Origin of the sequence: Amycolatopsis silviterrae (assembly GCF_042684085.1) — a bacterium.
GTDB lineage: Bacteria > Actinomycetota > Actinomycetes > Mycobacteriales > Pseudonocardiaceae > Amycolatopsis > Amycolatopsis silviterrae.
The window spans coordinates 90,292-106,404 of the sequence record NZ_JBHUKS010000020.1 but is presented as its reverse complement, the minus strand read 5'-3'; the positions used below and the strand labels follow the sequence as shown (position 1 = coordinate 106,404).

The following is a 16,113-nucleotide window of genomic DNA, read 5'->3' as shown; positions in this document are numbered from 1 at the left end:
TCAGCTCGCCTGGTCGTAGTCCGACACTCGCCATCCCGCGCCGGTTTTGACCACGGTGATGCTGAGTTTCGGACCGTCGGTGGGGACCACGACCTTGACCGAACTGGAGTAGGACTGCGCGACTGTCGGATCGCCGGTGACCTTGGTGGCCGGGATGTTCGCGGGGTCCACAGTCGACATGACGGGGAGGTACTCGTCGGTGGTGAGCGCGCGCATCCCGTTGAGCCAGTCGGCGTTCGAGATGCCCGCCGGATGGCGCACCCAGGCGGTCGCCCATTGCTTCGCGACGTTCAGCGCGTCCGGGCTCGGGGGCGCCGACGTCGGCGTGACCAGCGGCTGGGACAGCCGGGTGGGCAGGGTTTCAGTGCTCGGCACCGGGGCCGCGACGCCGGTGTGCGGCGCGGCCGACGAGTTCGGCGGGGCCGCGCCGGGCTGCGCGGCCGCCGGTTTGCCCAGCACCTTCGGCAGGCCGATGCCCAGCGCGGTGATCACCAGCGCGAGGAACACCAGCGTGCCCACGAGATGCCGGGGCGAGCGGAGCGGGAAGCCCCACAGGCGGCGGTACACCGCGGTCCGGCCGCGGTTGGTGCGGATCGGCATCGGTCACCGCCCCATGGCCTGGTCGGTGTCGCGGACCTCGATGCCGCGCGACGGGCGGTACAGCACGAACACCGGTTTCCCGGCCACCACCTCGGGATCCACCCGGCGCGGCTGGGCCCGGATGCCTTGCGTCGGCACCGTGAACCCGGGCTGGTCGGGGGCCGGGGCCGAGTACCCGCGATCGGGCGCGCTCATCCGCGACGGGACGACCACCGGCTCCGGCTCGTCGCTCCACCGCCGGTCGGCGACCGGGGAAGTGTCGACCTGCCTGCTCTCCTTGACCGGCCAGCGTCCGCCTGCCATCACGTAGTCGCCGGGCGCGCCGGCGACCGGGTGGTACTGGCCGAACACCGGCGAACCGCCCCCGCCGCCCGCGGGCAGCGCGCCCGCGGCGGACTGCGCGGGACCGACCGCGCCCGGCCACGGCGCACCGGACCAGGCCGCGGCGGGCCGGGCCGCGCGAGAGCCGTTGTCGAGCCGCTGCGAGCTGGCGAAAACCGCCGCCTCGGGCCGGTACCGGCCGCCGCCGACCGTCGCGCCGATCGGGCCGCGCTGGTCGCCGTCGACGACGTCGTCGGTGTCGCGGACGTTCTGCCAGAACTCGTCCTGCGGCGTCGGCCCGTTCTTCCGGCGGAACCGGGAGAACAGCCCGCCGGGCGAGGGCGCCGCCGCGCCGACCATGCTGACCGACATCTCGACCATCTGCCACAGCCGGCGCACCGGCCGTCCGACGAGGAACAGCAGCACCGTGATGAGCCCGGCGAGGACCATCTTGGTGAGCAGGTTGAGCCCGTCGCCCGCGGCGAAGATCGCCTGCAGCAGCAGCGCGTGCACGCCGGCCAGCACCGACAGCACGACCAGGTTGAACGCGATGCCGCCGGCGACCTTGAGCACGCGGCGCAGGATCTCCGGGTTGAGCAGCGCGACGAGGCCGATCAGCGGCGCGGTGAGCGCGAACAGGCGGATCAGCACCTGCGCGAGCAGCACGGACGCCTTGGCCAGCAGCTGGAAGAGCGAGTAGACGAGGCTCTGGCCGAGGGCGAGGAACCCGGCGCCGGTGCGGCCGCCCGCCTCGCCGGTGAAGTAGCCGGTGGCGGGGCCGAGCTTGGTGGAGATGTCCTTGAAGGCGGCCTTTTTGGCGTCGACGACGTTCTGCTTGGCGTCATCGCCGTTGCGCAGCTGATCCCAGGTGAAGGCTTGGGCATCGAGCAACGGGCGGCCGTACTGGGCCGCCTGCGGTGCGTCCGGTGACCCGAACTCCCCGCGCATCCAGTTCTTGTAGACCACTTCGGTGTGCAGGTCGGTCGGCAGGATGTGCCGCACGACCCGGTTCTCCGACTCGTCCACGAACCCGGCCTGGATGTTCGTGGTGGTCTGCACGATCGCTTTGTCGATCGGATCGAAATATCTCAGCATCGCCAGCGACGAGGCGGCGAGCCACACCCCGGCCATCGCGTAGAGCGCCCGCTTGCTGACCCCGGCCAGATCGCCGCGCCAGATGTTGCGGAACAGCATGATCGACAAAATCAGCGCGACCAGCCCGAACAGCTGCGCGTAGATGTTGTTGTAGACCTTCTCCGCGCCTGACTTCACCGCGTTGTAGATCGGGTTGAGCAGACCGCCCTCGAGCACCGTGTAGTGCAGCGAGTTGGTGGCGCCGACGATGTTCTTGCCGACGTTGAAGAGCTGGTTGCCCGCCCAGGTGTCGATCGTGGAGCTGGGCGAGGCGATGGCCGACAACGCCGTGCAGTTCGTCTGGTAGGTGTTCCACACGAACCCGGCGTAGCTGTAATCGATGTACGGGCTGCCTGCCTCGCCGTGGCCTTCGGCGGGGTCGAGCGCGCCGACCATGCCCGCTCCCGGCCGCTCCGGGTTCGGCGATTCCCCGCACGCCGCCGCGTTCGCCGACGGGGCGAACAGCACCGTCTGCAGCCCGATCACCGCCACCACGGCCAGCAGCGACGCCCGCCTGCTCGGGCGGCCGCCACCTGGCTTGGGGCCTTCCTTCACGCGCTTGCGCAGCGTGTGCCAGCCGGCGGCGAACGCGAGGACGAACGCCAGCGTGAAGACGGTGTTCACGCAGGCCTCCTCACGGCCGGCGCCGGCCGGCCCGGATCACCGGGGTTCACGCGGCATCCCTGCCGGTGCCGCCGCCCTTGCCGCCGGCGCGGGCGTGCCGGTCCTCCTGCCGTCCGTTGCGCACTGCACCCTCCACCTCGCCGGTTTCGGAAGCGAGCGGGTCCGGCGAGCCCAGCAGCTGCTCGTCGGCGAGACCGACCTCGAGTTCCGCTTGGAGTTCGAAGTCGTGTTCCAGCTCGTCGTCCTCCGGTGGGGCGGGGACGTACGGCTTGGCCTCGTCCTCGTGGGGTACCACGAGTTCGCTGCCAGGCTTGCCGCGCGCGTCGGGCGAACCCGGGGTGGTGTCCATGACCGAGCGCAGCGGGTCGAGATGCGGGCCGGAGAAGTCGACGCGGATGCGTTCCACGCCGCCGGCGCCGTCGCCGAAGATGAACTGCCGGGGCTCCATGTCGCGCTCCAGCCCGCGCTGGGCGCCGGGGCGGCGGCCGAGCGCGGCGACGACCTGCTCGTAGCCAACGCCGACCGGCACCTTCAGCAGCCGCAGCGCGTCGGCCTGGGCGTCGTCGTCGTCGAGACGGCCGACGAACACCGAGTCCAGCAGCGCCACGAAACCCTGGATCTTCAGGAAGTCCGCCGGGATCTGCGAGGACAGCAGCACCCGGACGTTCCACTTCCGCGAGTCGCGGGCGAACCGGTTCATCAGCACGCGCCCGGTCGGCACCTCGGACAGGAAGAACGCCTCGTCGATCCAGACGCCCTTGCGCAGTTCCTTCGGCTTCTCGTACACCGACCGCTGGGTCAGCCACGCCGCGAGGTTCAGCATTTCCACGCCGAGCGATTCCGCGTCGGTCCAGTACTCGCGCGGCACGCCGTCCTTCGGCAGGGTCAGGCCCGCCATGGTCAGCACGGTCATCCGGTCGTCGCGGGTCTCGGCGTACGGGTCCGCGTCGGTTTCCGGGATCAGCAGCGCCATCCGCTCGCGCATCTCGTCCAGGAAGTCCGCGACCACGACCGCGTGCTCGTGGTGCTCGCTCGAATCCCGCCGCAGCGCGTCGATGACCTGGCCGGGGTCGGCGTCGAACCGGCCGCCGACCGCGCGCACCGCGCGCAGCAGCACGATCCGGGTCTGCGCCATCCGCGACACCTCGTACGGCAGCACGCCGGTGAGCACGTCGAGCACCAGCCGCCGCCGGGTCGCGCCGGCCAGCGCCTTCTCGCGCCGCCACGAGCGTTCCGGGTCCTCCTCGTCCATGAAGTGCTCGATCAGCGGATCGGCGACCACCCGGTACGGGTTGAGGATGCCCGGCTGGGCGTTGAGCAGGTTGATCGGCCGCGCGTACGGCCGGATCTCCGGCAGGTCGCACAGCCGCGACAGCGGGCCGGACGGGTCGAGGATCGTCCAGTGCGCCCCGGCCCGCAGCGTCTTGTAGACGATGCCGCCGCCGAGGAACGACTTGCCGCCGCCCAGCCCGGCGACCATCGCGGTGAGGCCCGATCCGTCGCGGATCTCCTGCGCCATCCACGGGTCCCAGGCCACCGGCCGCCGGGTCGCGGTGACCGTTTCGCCGAGCAGGATGCCGCGCCGGTCGCCGACCTCCGCGGTCGCGGTGGGCACCGCCGAAGCCGTCCACACCACCGAACCGCGGCGCATGTACGCGCCCGAGGCCAGCGGCTCGCCCGGGATGAACTCCCGGGCCATCGCGTACTGCGCTTCCGGATGCTCGATGGCGATCTTCGGCTTGTACAGGTCGAGCAGCTGCTGAGCGAGCCGCAGCGCGTCGCGCTCGGTGGGACCGGACACCGCCAGCCGCCACCACGACCGCACGCGCGTGGCCAGCGCGGTGAAGCCCGACGTCATCTCGTCGTCGATCTCCAGCACCCGGCCGGCCTGGCGGGCCAGCGACTGCGGCGGTTCCAGCTCGTGCTCGTCGGTGTAGTGCTTGACCTGCGAGCGGACCTTGTTCATCTGCCGCTGCAGTTCGCCGGACACCTCTTCCGGACGCCGCACGTAGATCCGCGCGGACACCTCGACCGCCGCGGGCAGCCGGTCCGCGTGCTGGATCCACGGGTCGTCGACCTCGGGGATCTGCAGCCCGTGCATCTGGCCGACGGTGAGCACCGCGAGATGCCGCGACACCCCGGCGTTGGACCCGGTCCGGCCGCGCACGGTGACCGTGGGCGCGTACGGGTCGGCGTGGAAATCCGCCGCGTCGGTGAAGCTGGCGAGGTCCTCGGGCTCCCACGCCGCGCCCGGCACCGCGGGCATGTTCCGCGGCGCGGGCAGGCCCAGCGAGCACGAGCGGTGCATCAGCCAGGACATCTCCTCGGCGTGCACCGGGCGGCCTTCCAGCCCGGCGCTGCCGATGACCTGGTCGAGGTGCTCGATCTCGGAGTCGAGCGCGGCCAGTTCAGCGTCGACCGCCTCGGGCAGGATCCGGCGCAGCACCGGCGCGGCGCGCTCCACCGCGCGGTCCACCATGCGCCGGGTCTGCACCTGGACGCCGAGGTAGACCTCTTTTTCCGCCATCGAGCGGCCCATCAGCTGCTGCTGCTCGCCGATCAGGTAGTCGTCGAACGACAGCGCGCCGGGCACGTCGTTCGGCCTGCCGACCGCGTTGTGCACGTGCGCCTCGGCCCACATCCGGATCGGGTAGGGCCGGTTGGTGACGCGCAGGTGCAGCCAGCGGCCCTGCAGTTCGGCGTACTGGCCCGCGATGGCCGCGATCAGGTCGCGGCGCTGCGAATCGGAACGGAACGACCAGCGCTGCGGCGCGAGCCGGTACCAGGCGTACACCTCGTACCCGGTCCGCAGCAGGTGCCCGTCGATGCTGCGCGCGGCGATCGACGGCGTGTACGCCGGTATCGCCTGTTCACCGGTCAGCCGGCGGCCCTTGCCGCCGGAGTTTGTGCCGCCGGACGGCGGACGGCCCCGCGGTGGCGCGTTCCACGCGCCGGCGGGGACGTCTTGCTCCCGTTTCCCTCGGCTTCCGCCGCGACCGAACAACGACTACCTCCCGGCCCGAGCCGCGGGGCGGCTCCGGCGCGCTCGTGGTGCTCCCTGTTTCCCGGCATTCGTGCCAGCGCCGCGACGCACGTCGCGGTGCTGGTACTGCCGCCTTCTCTTGTGCTTCGGCAGCGGGCGCTGCGCCCGCACCCGGACCCGGCTGGCGCTCACCGCGCCGCCGGTGCCCGAGGTCCGCTCGCGCGGCGCGCGCAGTTCCTGGCCCATCATCGCGATCACCGCGCCCAGCGGGCGCTCGTGGCTGATCTTGGCGGTGATCAGCCGGGTGATCACGATCGTGGCCACGAACGCCCACGCCGTGGAGAAAAACCCGAAACTCCAGCCGAGCCACCGCTCCACGGTGAGCACGACCAGGAAGACCGGAATGCCGACGAGCCACGCCACGTAGCGGGCTCGCCAGGGAAAAGTCGCCTTCGGCGGGCCGAGCCAGACGGCATCGACCCGGTACACCTCGTCATCGGTCCTGATCCGCACGCCTGCTCCGCCTCAGCCGGTGAAGAGGCCGGCGATCCACTGGCCCACGTTCACGCCCGCGCCGCTGACCGCGAGCCCGATGATCGCGAGCGCGATGACCACGCCGGCGAGCCGCCGCATGACCCCCGCGTTGTCGCCCTTGCCGCCGCCGAGCCACAACAGCAGCAGCGCCACCGCGAGCAGCACCAGCGGGATGATGTTGTCGAGCAGCCAGGTGCGGACGTTGCCGGTGCTCAGTCCGTCGGCGAGGGCGGTCATGCTGGTCATCGCGATACTCCCGGTGCACGGCGGGCGCCGCGCTGTTCTGGCTTCGGCGAAGCTACGAACACCATCATGGCGTTACGAGGGGTAATGGTCAAAGCGCGCTGCGTAGATATCGGTGAATGTCGACTTGTGGTCACGGGGCGGGTGCTGCGGGTCCGACGGTCAGGATTCCTCGCCCTCCATCATCGTGGCAAGGGTGCTCCGGAATAACCCAAGCCACCCGGATTGCGCAGTGTTCCGGCCGAGCGGCTCCGCAAAACGCGCGGCGCTCACTCTCGGTGCGCCCCGGACCGGCGTGTCGGGCAGGCACCAGTGTGGCATGCCCCGATCGGCGTTCCGCCGCGAGTCCGGTGAGTGACAACCGGGGTGGAAAACAATCCGGAATTGATCACTCTCCGATGCGATAACCGTCACCGTCGCGTCCGATCTGCGCATTTGTTCACTACAAAGCGTGATCCCGGGCAGTTCCGGACCGTCTCGCCGATCAGGCCCGGAACGCCGCGCTCGGGATCGCCCCCGCCTCGATCACCCGACGACTCAGCGGAGCGCACAACTGCTCCAGCCGAGCCGTCTTCTCCTCGCCGAGGTGCCGCCACGGGCCCCGCGCCGCCTCGTTCGTCGCCGTTTCCACGCGCTCGCGCAGGTCCAGTCCGCGCTCAGTGAGCGCGCCGTCCGCGTCGAGGATTCCGTCGGCGGTCAGCCGCTTCGCAGCCGCGTCCCACTCCTCGTCGCTCCAGCCGCGAGTGCGCTTGGCGGTGTCCGGCGGGGTGCCGTTGCTGGTCGCGCTGTGCGTGACCAATGCTTCGAGGCCGGACAGATCGTGCACCGTCAGCGTGGCGACGTGCCCGTCTCCGCGATGTTCGCGCAGCAGCGTGATCGCGTGCCAGAGCGCGAGATGCGGCTGCTCGGGCCAGGCCAGGTCCGCGTGGGCGGCGTAGAGCGGGCGGCCTTCCGGACGGCAGCCCTCGGTGGCTTCCCGGGCGAGCGCGGCGGCTTCGGCGACCTCCGCGGACGCGAGCGTCTCGTCGCCGAACAGGCGGCGGTAGATCTCGTCGACGGCGGCGAGCCGGGCTTCCAGGACGGTTTCGGGGGTGGCGAGTGTCCAGACGCGCGGGATGAAGTGGCTGATCAGCCCGGGGCTGAAGCTGTAGAAGGTGGCCGTGACCGTGCCCGGTCCGACCTGGCCCATGGCCGCGGCGCGGCTGGCGAAGTACGTCATGGACCCCGGTTTGAGCCCGACAGCGGCGAGCCGCTCCTGTGTCTCGGGCGCGAAGTAGACCGGGGCGTGCAGAGCGTCGAAAGTGGTCCGGAAGGCGACAGCGGCGGCGACGGCTTGACCCATGCGCCCGATCGTAGCGATCGGGCGGACGAGCTGGCATGTAAGCCGGATCCTGTTCCCGGGCCGCCTCGCGGCGGACCGGGCGACGGTCATCCATCTCGGCCTGCCGTCGCCGGCAGGCTCCAGCGGCCTACCCGCAGGCATCGGGCGGGCCGCCCTCGATCGCCTGCGCAGGAGCGAACTCCCTCTTGGCCTTGCTCCGGGTGGGGTTTACCGAGCCATCCCGGTCGCCCGGGATGCTGGTGGTCTCTTACACCACCGTTTCACCCTTACCCCCGTCCGGAGACGGGGGCGGTCTGTTTTCTGTGGCACTGTCCCGCGGGTCGCCCCGGGTTGCCGTTAGCAACCACCCTGCCCTGCGGAGTCCGGACTTTCCTCGGACCGGGAGAACCCGGGCCGCGACCGTCCTGCCAGCTCGTCCGCCGGAGCAGATTACCCGGGAGACGGCGCGGGCCTCGGCACGGGTTGGCACATTCCACCGCGTGGACGCGCGTTGACCCTCTTCCCGGCCGCTGTTTCACTCCCGCCATGTCCGCACCAGAACCACCAGCACCCCTGAAATTCGCTTACTGGGTCCCGAATGTGAGCGGCGGCCTGGTCACCAGCGACATCGAACAGCGCACCGATTGGGGCTACGAGTACAACCGCGACCTCGCCGTGCTCGCCGAGAACAACGGCTTCTCCTACGCCCTCACCCAGGTCCGCTACACCGCCAGCTACGGGGCCGCCTACCAGCACGAATCCACCGGTTTCAGCCTGGCTCTGCTGCTCGCCACGCAGCGGCTGAAGGTGATCGCGGCCGTCCATCCCGGACTGTGGCAGCCCGGCGTGCTCGCGAAGTTCGTCGCCAGCGCGGACTTCATCTCCGGCGGCCGGGCGGCGGTCAACGTGGTCAGCGGCTGGTTCAAAGACGAGTTCACCGGGCTCGGCGAACCCTGGCTCGAACACGACGAGCGCTACCGCCGCTCGGAGGAGTTCATCCGCGTGCTCAAGGAATTGTGGACCGACGACCACGCCGAATTCCGCGGCGATTTCTACCGCGTGCACGATTTCGACCTCAAACCCAAGCCGGTCGCCGGGCCGGGCCGGCCGCATCCGGAGATCTTCCAGGGCGGCAACTCGACGGCCGCGCGCAAGCTGGCCGGTCGCGTTTCGGACTGGTATTTCAGCAATGGCAAGGATTTCGCCGGGTTCAGCGAGCAGGTCGACGAGGTGCGCGGGTATGCCGCCGGGAACGACCACACGGTTCGCTTCGGGCTCAACGGCTTCGTGATCGCCCGCGAGACCGAAGCCGAGGCACGCGAGGTCCTGCGGGAGATCGTGGCGAAGGCGAACGTGCCCGCCGTCGAAGGATTCCGCTCGGCGGTCGCGCAGGCCGGGAAGTCCACTTCGGACACCAAGGGCATGTGGGCGGATTCGGAGTTCGCGGACCTCGTGCAGTACAACGACGGATTCCGGACCGGGCTGATCGGGACTCCGGAACAGATCGCGGACCGGGCGATCGAGTACAAAAAGCGCGGCGCGAACCTGTTGCTGCTCGGGTTTTTGCACTACCTGGAGGACGTCGAGCACTTCGGCCGGGCGGTGCTGCCGGTGATCCGGGAGAAGGAGCGGGTGCTGGAACGCGGCGCGGGAGTCCCGGAACCGGCGGGGATCTGATCCGCCGCGCCGTCTAACGTTCGGGGGTGAACGCTCCCCTGTCCCTGCTTCTTCTGGCAGGAACGCTCTGGTTCGCCATGGCGCGCCCGCGCGGCCTTCCCGAAGCCGTCTTCGCGGTCCCCGCCGCCGGTGCTGCACTGGCGCTCGGCCTGACTTCGCCGCACGAAGCCGGCGAACGGGTCGTCCAGATGCTGCCCACGATGGGCTTTCTCGCGGCGATCCTGCTGGTCAGCCATCTCGCCGCGGCCGAAGGCGTCTTCACCTGGCTAGGCGCCGAACTCGCCGAAATCTGCCGCGGCCGCCAACCGCGGCTCCTGCTGCTCACCTTCGCCGCGGCAGCGATCGTCACGGCCGTGCTCAGCCTCGACGCGACCGTCGTCCTGCTGACCCCGGTCGTCCTCGCCACCGCCGCGGAGCTGAAGCTCACCGCGCGCCCGCACGTCTACGCCTGCGCCCACCTGGCCAACTCGGCGTCGACGCTCCTCCCCGTCTCCAACCTCACCAACCTGCTCGCCTTCACCGCCTCCGGCCTCACCTTCGCCGGGTTCACCGCGCTGATGGCCCTGCCGTGGCTGGTCACCCTCGCCGTCGAACTCGCCGCGTTCGCCTGGTTCTTCCGCAAGGACCTCCGTGAACCGGCCAGCACCCGTCGGCCGGAACACCGTGAAGCGCCGGTCTTCACCCTGGTCGTGCTGGCGGTCATGCTGGCCGGATTCGCGACCGGGGAACTGGTGCACGTCGAGCCGGTCTGGATCGCCGCGCTGACCGCGCTCGTGCTGACTTCGAAGGCGCTGGCGGAGCGGAAGATCCGCCCGTGGCAGGTGATCACCGAGGCGTCCCCGCTGCTGATCCTCTTCGTGCTCGCCCTCGCGGTGGTGGTCGAGGCGGTCAACGAGCACGTCCTCGGCGGGCTGCTGCACACGATCCTGCCGACGACAGCCGGACTGCCCGAACTGCTGCTCGCGGCAGGCATCGCGGCCGTGCTGGCGAACGTGGTCAACAACCTGCCCGCGACGCTGATCCTGCTGTCGGTCCTCGGCCCGCACCCGAATCAGGGCGTGTTGCTCGCCGTCCTGCTGGGCGTGAACATCGGCCCGAACGCGACCTACCTCGGCTCGCTGGCGACGCTGCTGTGGCGCCGCGTCGTCGTGCGGCACGGACAGCATCCGCCGGTGGGCGAGTTCCTGAAGCTCGGCGCGCTCACGACTCCGCTGTCGCTAGCCGCCGCAACATGTGCGCTGTGGCTGGTGCTCTAACCGCGCGGCGCGATCGTGCTGCCGCGCGACAACGTCGGACCACAGTCGTCCAGACCGTCGCCGAACCGCTGCGCTTCCACGTTCATCATCGTGACCTGCGCATAGTGCTGGACAGCCGCCAGCTTCACTGGGTCGGTCACCGCGTCGTCCGCCACGGACAGCACCCGCCAGTAGGCGCGGTCCTGAAGCTCGGCGCACTCACGACTCCGCTGTCGCTAGCCGCCGCGACGTGTGCGCTGTGGCTGGTGCTCTAACCGCGCGGCGCGATCGTGCTCCCCCGCGACAACGTCGGACCACAGTCGTCCAGACCGTCCCCGAACCGCTGCGCTTCCACGTTCATCATCGTGACCTGCGCATAGTGCTGAACCGCCGCCAGCTTGGCCGGATCGCTGACCGCGTCCTTGCGGACGAAGTCGCCCTGACGCTTGCCCGGGCCGGGGTACACGAGAATCGGAACGTAGTCCCGGTCGACGCGCGGGTCGATGCTGATCTCGTTGCCGTCCGCCCACGGGCCCCACGAGTGGATGAAGGTCGGCTTCACCGTGTCGAACACGTAGTCGCGCAGGCCGGCGATGTCTTCCTTGTGCGTGAGGTCCGCGATCGGCGCGTTGACCAGCCCGGCCATGTCGACCAGTTCGAGCCTGCTGGTCATCGACGAGCCGCCGAGGTCCGGCAGCAGCAGCGACCCCTGCTGGATGCCGAGCATGTCCGCGTAGGTGTTGAAGCCGCGGCCGAACCGGTCCGCGATCAGGCACGCCGGCACGGTGGGGGCCTTGATGAACTCGTCGGACTGCTGCACGAAGCCGATCGCCGACGGGACCGACGCGGCCACGAGCACGACCGCCCCGAGCGCCCGCCAGCGCACCTGCGGCAGCTTGCGCATCAGCTCCGCGAAGGCCATCACGCCGCACAGCGTGCCGAGCACCCACACCGGCGTCGCGAAGCGGTACTGCGCCATCCAGTCCGGCACCATCACGCCGTACGCGATCACGCCGAGCACGAGCGGCGTGACCAGCGCGAGCAGCGGACGCCGCCACGGGGCCTTGACCAGCGCCCAGACGACCACGGCGACCAGCACGAGGGTCAGCGCGACGCCCGCGTACTCCACCAGCTGGTGCGGCCGGATGATCGAGGCGAAGGTGGGCAGGCCCTGCTTCTTCGCGACCGACGGGTTGGCCAGCAGCCGGTGGAACTCCGTGTAGCGCCACACGACGTAGCCGCCGAACAGCACGGCGAAGGCGGCGATGGACACCAGCGCGGACCGGAAGCTGGGCCAGAACCCTTCGCGCTTCACGCCGAACAGCAGGACGATCGGGTACGCGCTGGCGTAGATCAGGCCTTCCGGCCGGGTCAGCGCGGCCGCCGCGACGAGCGCGCCTGCCCCGATCGCGACCTTGAACGACAGCGGGTTTTCCTTGCGCAGCGCGGTGAACACCAGCGCGGCGAGCGCGGTGACGAAGAACGCGAACAGCGAGTTCTCGAGGCCGGAGACCACCCAGATCACGAACGACGGGATCGCCGCCAGCCCGAGGCCGGTGGCCAGCGTGATCGCCCACGCGTGCCTGCGGAACACCTGGCGGGCCACCAGATGGCACAGCACCAGGATGCCCGCGGTGAAGAGCAGGCCGAGCAGCTTGGGGAACAGCACGTAGTCCGGGATGCCGAACAGCAGGCCCTTGTCGAACAGGCCGGCGACCTTGCCCAGCGCGAGCAGGATCATCCAGGTCGGGTCCGAGAAGCCTTCCACCGGCGGCGCGCCGGGGGCCAGCACCGGGCCGAGCCCGTCGGCGACGCTGCGCGAGTAGGAGAACGTGATGGCCGCGTCGTCGACGATCCAGTGCCCGTAGCGGGTGGCGTGCCACGCGACCGCGGCCACGCCGGCCAGCACCGCCAGCGTCGACGCCAGCCAGCTGAGCCGGAACCGCGCGGGCGGATCGGACGTCTTCTCCCCCGGCAGGTCGGGCTCGGATACTGCGGTGAGTGCGCTAGCCGTCATGTCCTCGTCACTGTTTCCACTTGCGGATGCTGCCGAAGAAACGCACGAGCCTGCGCCCCCCTTGAAGTCCCGGCCGGGACCTGCGCCGCGGCGCCGCGGTCGACACCGCACTCTAGCCAATACCTCATCCGGGCCGGTTCACACGTCATCCCCGAGCGTGATCCACCTCACAAATGTCCCGTTCAGGACAAATGCGAGATGTCGTTCACCAGCCGGACCGAGGCGTTGCCGTCCGGGTAGAACTCGACGATCGACAGCGACGCCAGGTCCAGGTGCAGCCGGAACAGCAGCGACGGCCCCGCGTCGAGCCCCATCCGCAGCAGGGTCTTGATCGGCGTCACGTGGCTGACCACGAGCACCGTGCGCCCGTCGTACCGCTCGACCAGGTCGCGGCGGGCGTTGCCGACCCGCTCGTGGACCGCGTCGAAGCTCTCGCCGCCGGGCGGCGGGCACGACGAATCGCTCAGCCAGCAGCGGTGCAGTTCCGGGTCCCGCTTCGCGGCCTCGCCGAAGGTGAGGCCCTCCCATTCGCCGAAGTCGGTCTCGATGAGCCCGGGGTGCGTCTCGACCCGGCCGCCGAGCGCGTCGGCGACCGCCTGCGCGGTCTGCTTGGTGCGGATCAGCGGCGACGCGACGATCGGGGCGGGCTCGCCGTCCTCGCCGATCAGCCCCGGCATCGCGGCCAGCCGTTTCGCCGCCGCGGCGGCCTGGCCCCGGCCGTGTTCGGTGAGCGGGACGTCGCCGCGCCCGGAGTAGCGGCGGTCGACCGACATCTCGGTCTGGCCGTGCCGCAGCAGGAGCAGTTTGGTGGGCGTGCCGAGGGCTCCGGTCCAGCCTGCCGGGGACACCCGGTCCGGTTCGACGACCTTGGCTTTCGCCTTCGCGGGAGCCGGGGCGGGCGCGGTGGCGCCGGACCCCGCGCTGTCCATCGCGACGTTCGCGAGCCGGTCCGCGTGCGAGTTCTCCGCGCGCGGGATCCAGGTGTAGCCGACGCGGTCGAAGCCCGCCGCGATCTCGCGCGCCTGCGCGGCGAGCGGCTGCAGCGCGGCGTGCTTGATCTTCCACCGCCCGGACATCTGCTCCACCACGAGCTTCGAGTCCATCCGGACGTCCACAGTGGACACTCCGAGTTCGGCGGCCGCGGCGAGCCCGGCGACGAGCCCGGAGTACTCCGCGACGTTGTTCGTGGCGACGCCGAGGTATTCGTGGCGTTCGGCGAGCACCTCGCCGGTGGCCGCGTCTTTCACGACCGCGCCGTAGCCCGCCGGGCCGGGGTTGCCCCGCGACCCGCCGTCGGCCTCGACGATCACCCGGTCGGTCACAGGCCCGACTCCAGCGTGCGGACCAGGATCGCGCCGCAGTTGTCGCACTGCACGACGCTGTCCTCGGCCGCGGCCTTGATCTCGGAGATGGTGTTGCGGTCGAGTTCGAGCTGGCACGCACCGCACCGGCGGGCCCGCAGCAGCGCCGCGCCGATGCCCTTGTGGTCGTAGACCCGGGTGTACAGCTTGAGCAGCGGCTCCGGGAAGCGCGGCAGCAGCTTCGCGCGGTCCTCCTTGCGCCGGGCTTCGGTGGTGTCGAGGTCCTTGAACGCCTCGTCGCGGCGGCCCTCGGCGGCCTGCACCTCCTGCGCCGCCTTGTCGACCTCGGCGCTGGTGCGCTGCGCGTCCAGGCCCAGTGCCTCGCGCTGCTCCATCAGCTCCAGCAGGTCGTCCTCGAGCGCGCCCTGCCGGCGGCCGAGGGTCTGCAGCTCGTGCTCGACGTCGGTCATCTGCTTGGCGCCGATCGATCCGGATTCCAGCAGCTTGCGGTCGCGGTCCACGCGCGCCCGCACCGATTCGACCTCTTTCTCCTGCCGGGCGATTTCCCGGTCGAGGTCCGAGGACGCGGTCTCGACGGACACGAGCGCGTCGCGTTTCTCCCGGACGGTCTTTTCCCCGGCCTCGATCTCGGCAAGCTCGGGCAAGGTGCGGCGGCGGTGCGCGACGCGCGAAAGCTCAGCGTCCACCTTCGCGAGTTCGAGCAGCTGACGCTGGACGGCGGGGTCGGCCTTCACTGTGCTCCCTGATTTAGTTACTGGGCGGTAGCGCGGATGGTCCACGGGTCGGTGCACCGCGTGGAGACGTGAGCTTCGACGGTACCCGCAAAGGCGCCGCCGACAAGGGCCGAGGCCTGTCCGCACCACGGCCACTCGCTGGCCCAGTGCGTGAGGCCGACCAGCGCGGGCACGGCGGCCGCGGCGGCGAGGTGCTCGCCGGCCGGATGGTGGCGCAGATCCGCGGTCACGTACGCGTCCACGCCCTCGGCCGTCGCCTTCGCGAGATACGAGTCGCCCGCGCCGCCGGACACCGCGACGGTGCGGATCGGCCGGTCCGGGTCGCCGGCGCCGAGCACGCCGGGCACGGTGGCCGGCAACGCGCTGGCGACCCGCTGGACGAACTGCGCGAACGGTTCGGCGGCGGGCAGGTGCCCGATCCGGCCGATCCCGGTGCGGCCGCCCGGTTCGTGCGGGTCGAGCGGCCGGTCGACCTCCAGCCCGATGGCCGCGGCGAGCGCGTCGGACACGCCGGGGTCGGCCGAGTCGGCGTTGGTGTGCGCGCAGTAGAGCGCGATGCCGCCGCGGATCATGCGGTGCACGAGCGAGCCCTTGGCGGTGTCCGCCGGCACGCCGTGCACGCCGCGCAGCAGCAGCGGATGGTGCGCGACGATCAGCTGCGCGCCGATTTCCTCCGCTTCGGCGAGCGTTTCCTCGACCGGGTCGACGCAGAACAGCACGCGGGCGACGTCCTCGGCCGGGTCTCCGCAGACGAGCCCGACCGCGTCCCAGCTTTCCGCCAGCCGGGGCGGGTAACTGCGTTCGAGGACGGCGATGATCTCGGCTAATGCAGGCACCTGGGGATCCTCGCACGGTCGCTCTGGAAGACTTCCGGCCATGCCTTCCGTCGTCTTTGTGTGCTCCGGAAACATCTGCCGCTCCCCGATGGCGGAGCTGGTGTTCCGCGCGAAGCTCGCCGACGCGGGTCTCGCCGACGCTGTGCGCGTGTCGAGCGCGGGCACCGGGCCGTGGCACGTCGGCGAGGCAGCCGACCGAAGGGCACGCGCCACGCTGAAGGCACACGGCTACCCCACCGAGCACATCGCGGCCGAAGTCAGCGACGAAGACCTCGAAGCCGATCTGCTGCTCGCCGCCGACGAGAGTCATCTTGACTTCCTGCAGTCCCGGGTCGAAGACCCTTCGCGGGTGCGGCTGCTGCGTTCGTTCGACCCGTCCGCGCCGGAGGGCGCCGAGGTGCCGGACCCGTATTACGGCGGCGGCGACGGCTTCGAGGACGTGCTCGGGATGATCGAGCGGAGCGTGCCGGGTCTGCTGGACTGGGTCCGCGAACAGGCGTGACGTCCGGTCCGGGTGCGCGCACGGAACGCG

14 protein-coding genes and 1 other RNA gene are annotated in these 16,113 nt (G+C 70.9%); 3 read left to right on the top strand and 12 right to left on the bottom strand.

Annotation, left to right across the window (positions count from 1 at the left end):
- The 7 genes from ACFSVL_RS28120 to rnpB all read right to left on the bottom strand — a co-directional run bounded on the left by ACFSVL_RS28120 (position 1) and on the right by rnpB (position 8,196).
- Positions 1-600: a hypothetical protein gene (locus ACFSVL_RS28120; protein WP_378308558.1), complete on the bottom strand. Its 600-nt coding sequence runs from the start codon at positions 598-600 to the stop codon at positions 1-3.
- Positions 601-603: 3 nt separating this feature from the next.
- A complete protein-coding gene (locus ACFSVL_RS28115) occupies positions 604-2,679 on the bottom strand; it encodes a magnesium transporter (protein ID WP_378308557.1) in 2,076 nt (691 codons plus the stop codon).
- A 46-nt stretch (positions 2,680-2,725) separates the two neighbouring features.
- Positions 2,726-5,683, bottom strand: coding sequence for an ATP-binding protein (locus tag ACFSVL_RS28110; protein WP_378308556.1), 2,958 nt, complete (start codon positions 5,681-5,683; stop codon positions 2,726-2,728).
- A 3-nt stretch (positions 5,684-5,686) separates the two neighbouring features.
- Complete coding sequence (locus ACFSVL_RS28105; protein WP_378308555.1) at positions 5,687-6,175, bottom strand: hypothetical protein; 489 nt, start codon at positions 6,173-6,175, stop codon at positions 5,687-5,689.
- A gap of 12 nt (positions 6,176-6,187) precedes the next feature.
- A complete protein-coding gene (locus ACFSVL_RS28100) occupies positions 6,188-6,442 on the bottom strand; it encodes a hypothetical protein (protein WP_378308554.1) in 255 nt (84 codons plus the stop codon).
- Between the two features lie 481 nt (positions 6,443-6,923).
- Complete coding sequence (locus tag ACFSVL_RS28095) at positions 6,924-7,781, bottom strand: SCO6745 family protein (RefSeq protein ID WP_378308553.1); 858 nt, start codon at positions 7,779-7,781, stop codon at positions 6,924-6,926.
- Between the two features lie 22 nt (positions 7,782-7,803).
- Positions 7,804-8,196, bottom strand: an RNA gene (gene rnpB, locus ACFSVL_RS28090) — RNase P RNA component class A.
- Between the two features lie 110 nt (positions 8,197-8,306).
- On the opposite strand from rnpB, the gene sfnG reads away from it, so the two are divergent.
- Positions 8,307-9,437, top strand: coding sequence for a dimethylsulfone monooxygenase SfnG (sfnG, locus tag ACFSVL_RS28085; protein ID WP_378308552.1), 1,131 nt, complete (start codon positions 8,307-8,309; stop codon positions 9,435-9,437).
- Positions 9,438-9,463: 26 nt separating this feature from the next.
- Positions 9,464-10,693 (top strand): SLC13 family permease, encoded by a 1,230-nt coding sequence (locus tag ACFSVL_RS28080; protein ID WP_378308551.1) that lies wholly within the window; start codon positions 9,464-9,466, stop codon positions 10,691-10,693.
- Here the strand turns inward: ACFSVL_RS28080 and ACFSVL_RS28075 are convergent.
- The 5 genes from ACFSVL_RS28075 to ACFSVL_RS28055 form a co-directional block, all read right to left on the bottom strand.
- Positions 10,690-10,848, bottom strand: coding sequence for a hypothetical protein (locus tag ACFSVL_RS28075; protein ID WP_378308550.1), 159 nt, complete (start codon positions 10,846-10,848; stop codon positions 10,690-10,692). The two genes, ACFSVL_RS28080 and ACFSVL_RS28075, sit on opposite strands and share 4 nt — an antisense overlap.
- Positions 10,849-10,943: 95 nt before the next feature.
- Complete coding sequence (locus ACFSVL_RS28070) at positions 10,944-12,689, bottom strand: hypothetical protein (RefSeq protein ID WP_378308549.1); 1,746 nt, start codon at positions 12,687-12,689, stop codon at positions 10,944-10,946.
- Between the two features lie 182 nt (positions 12,690-12,871).
- On the bottom strand, positions 12,872-14,011 hold the full coding sequence (locus ACFSVL_RS28065; RefSeq protein WP_378308548.1) for a bifunctional RNase H/acid phosphatase: 1,140 nt from the start codon (positions 14,009-14,011) through the stop codon (positions 12,872-12,874).
- Entirely contained in the window at positions 14,008-14,745 is a 738-nt protein-coding gene (locus tag ACFSVL_RS28060) for a zinc ribbon domain-containing protein (protein WP_378308547.1), read from the bottom strand. Before ACFSVL_RS28060 ends, ACFSVL_RS28065 begins: the two co-directional genes overlap by 4 nt.
- 17 nt (positions 14,746-14,762) lie before the next feature.
- Entirely contained in the window at positions 14,763-15,581 is an 819-nt protein-coding gene (locus ACFSVL_RS28055) for a Nif3-like dinuclear metal center hexameric protein (protein ID WP_378308546.1), read from the bottom strand.
- A 40-nt stretch (positions 15,582-15,621) separates the two neighbouring features.
- On the opposite strand from ACFSVL_RS28055, the gene ACFSVL_RS28050 reads away from it, so the two are divergent.
- Complete coding sequence (locus ACFSVL_RS28050; RefSeq protein WP_378308545.1) at positions 15,622-16,083, top strand: low molecular weight protein-tyrosine-phosphatase; 462 nt, start codon at positions 15,622-15,624, stop codon at positions 16,081-16,083.
- Positions 16,084-16,113: the final 30 nt, after the last annotated feature.

Bases quoted from the DNA above. Each gene is read 5' to 3' on its own strand.
- ACFSVL_RS28095 (WP_378308553.1), bottom strand. From the start codon at position 7,781: ATGGGTCAAGCCGTCGCCGCCGCTGTCGCCTTCCGGACCACTTTCGAC.
- ACFSVL_RS28120 (WP_378308558.1), bottom strand. From the start codon at position 600: ATGCCGATCCGCACCAACCGCGGCCGGACCGCGGTGTACCGCCGCCTG.
- ACFSVL_RS28050 (WP_378308545.1), top strand. From the start codon at position 15,622: ATGCCTTCCGTCGTCTTTGTGTGCTCCGGAAACATCTGCCGCTCCCCG.
- ACFSVL_RS28100 (WP_378308554.1), bottom strand. From the start codon at position 6,442: ATGACCAGCATGACCGCCCTCGCCGACGGACTGAGCACCGGCAACGTC.
- ACFSVL_RS28070 (WP_378308549.1), bottom strand. From the start codon at position 12,689: ATGACGGCTAGCGCACTCACCGCAGTATCCGAGCCCGACCTGCCGGGG.
- sfnG (WP_378308552.1), top strand. From the start codon at position 8,307: ATGTCCGCACCAGAACCACCAGCACCCCTGAAATTCGCTTACTGGGTC.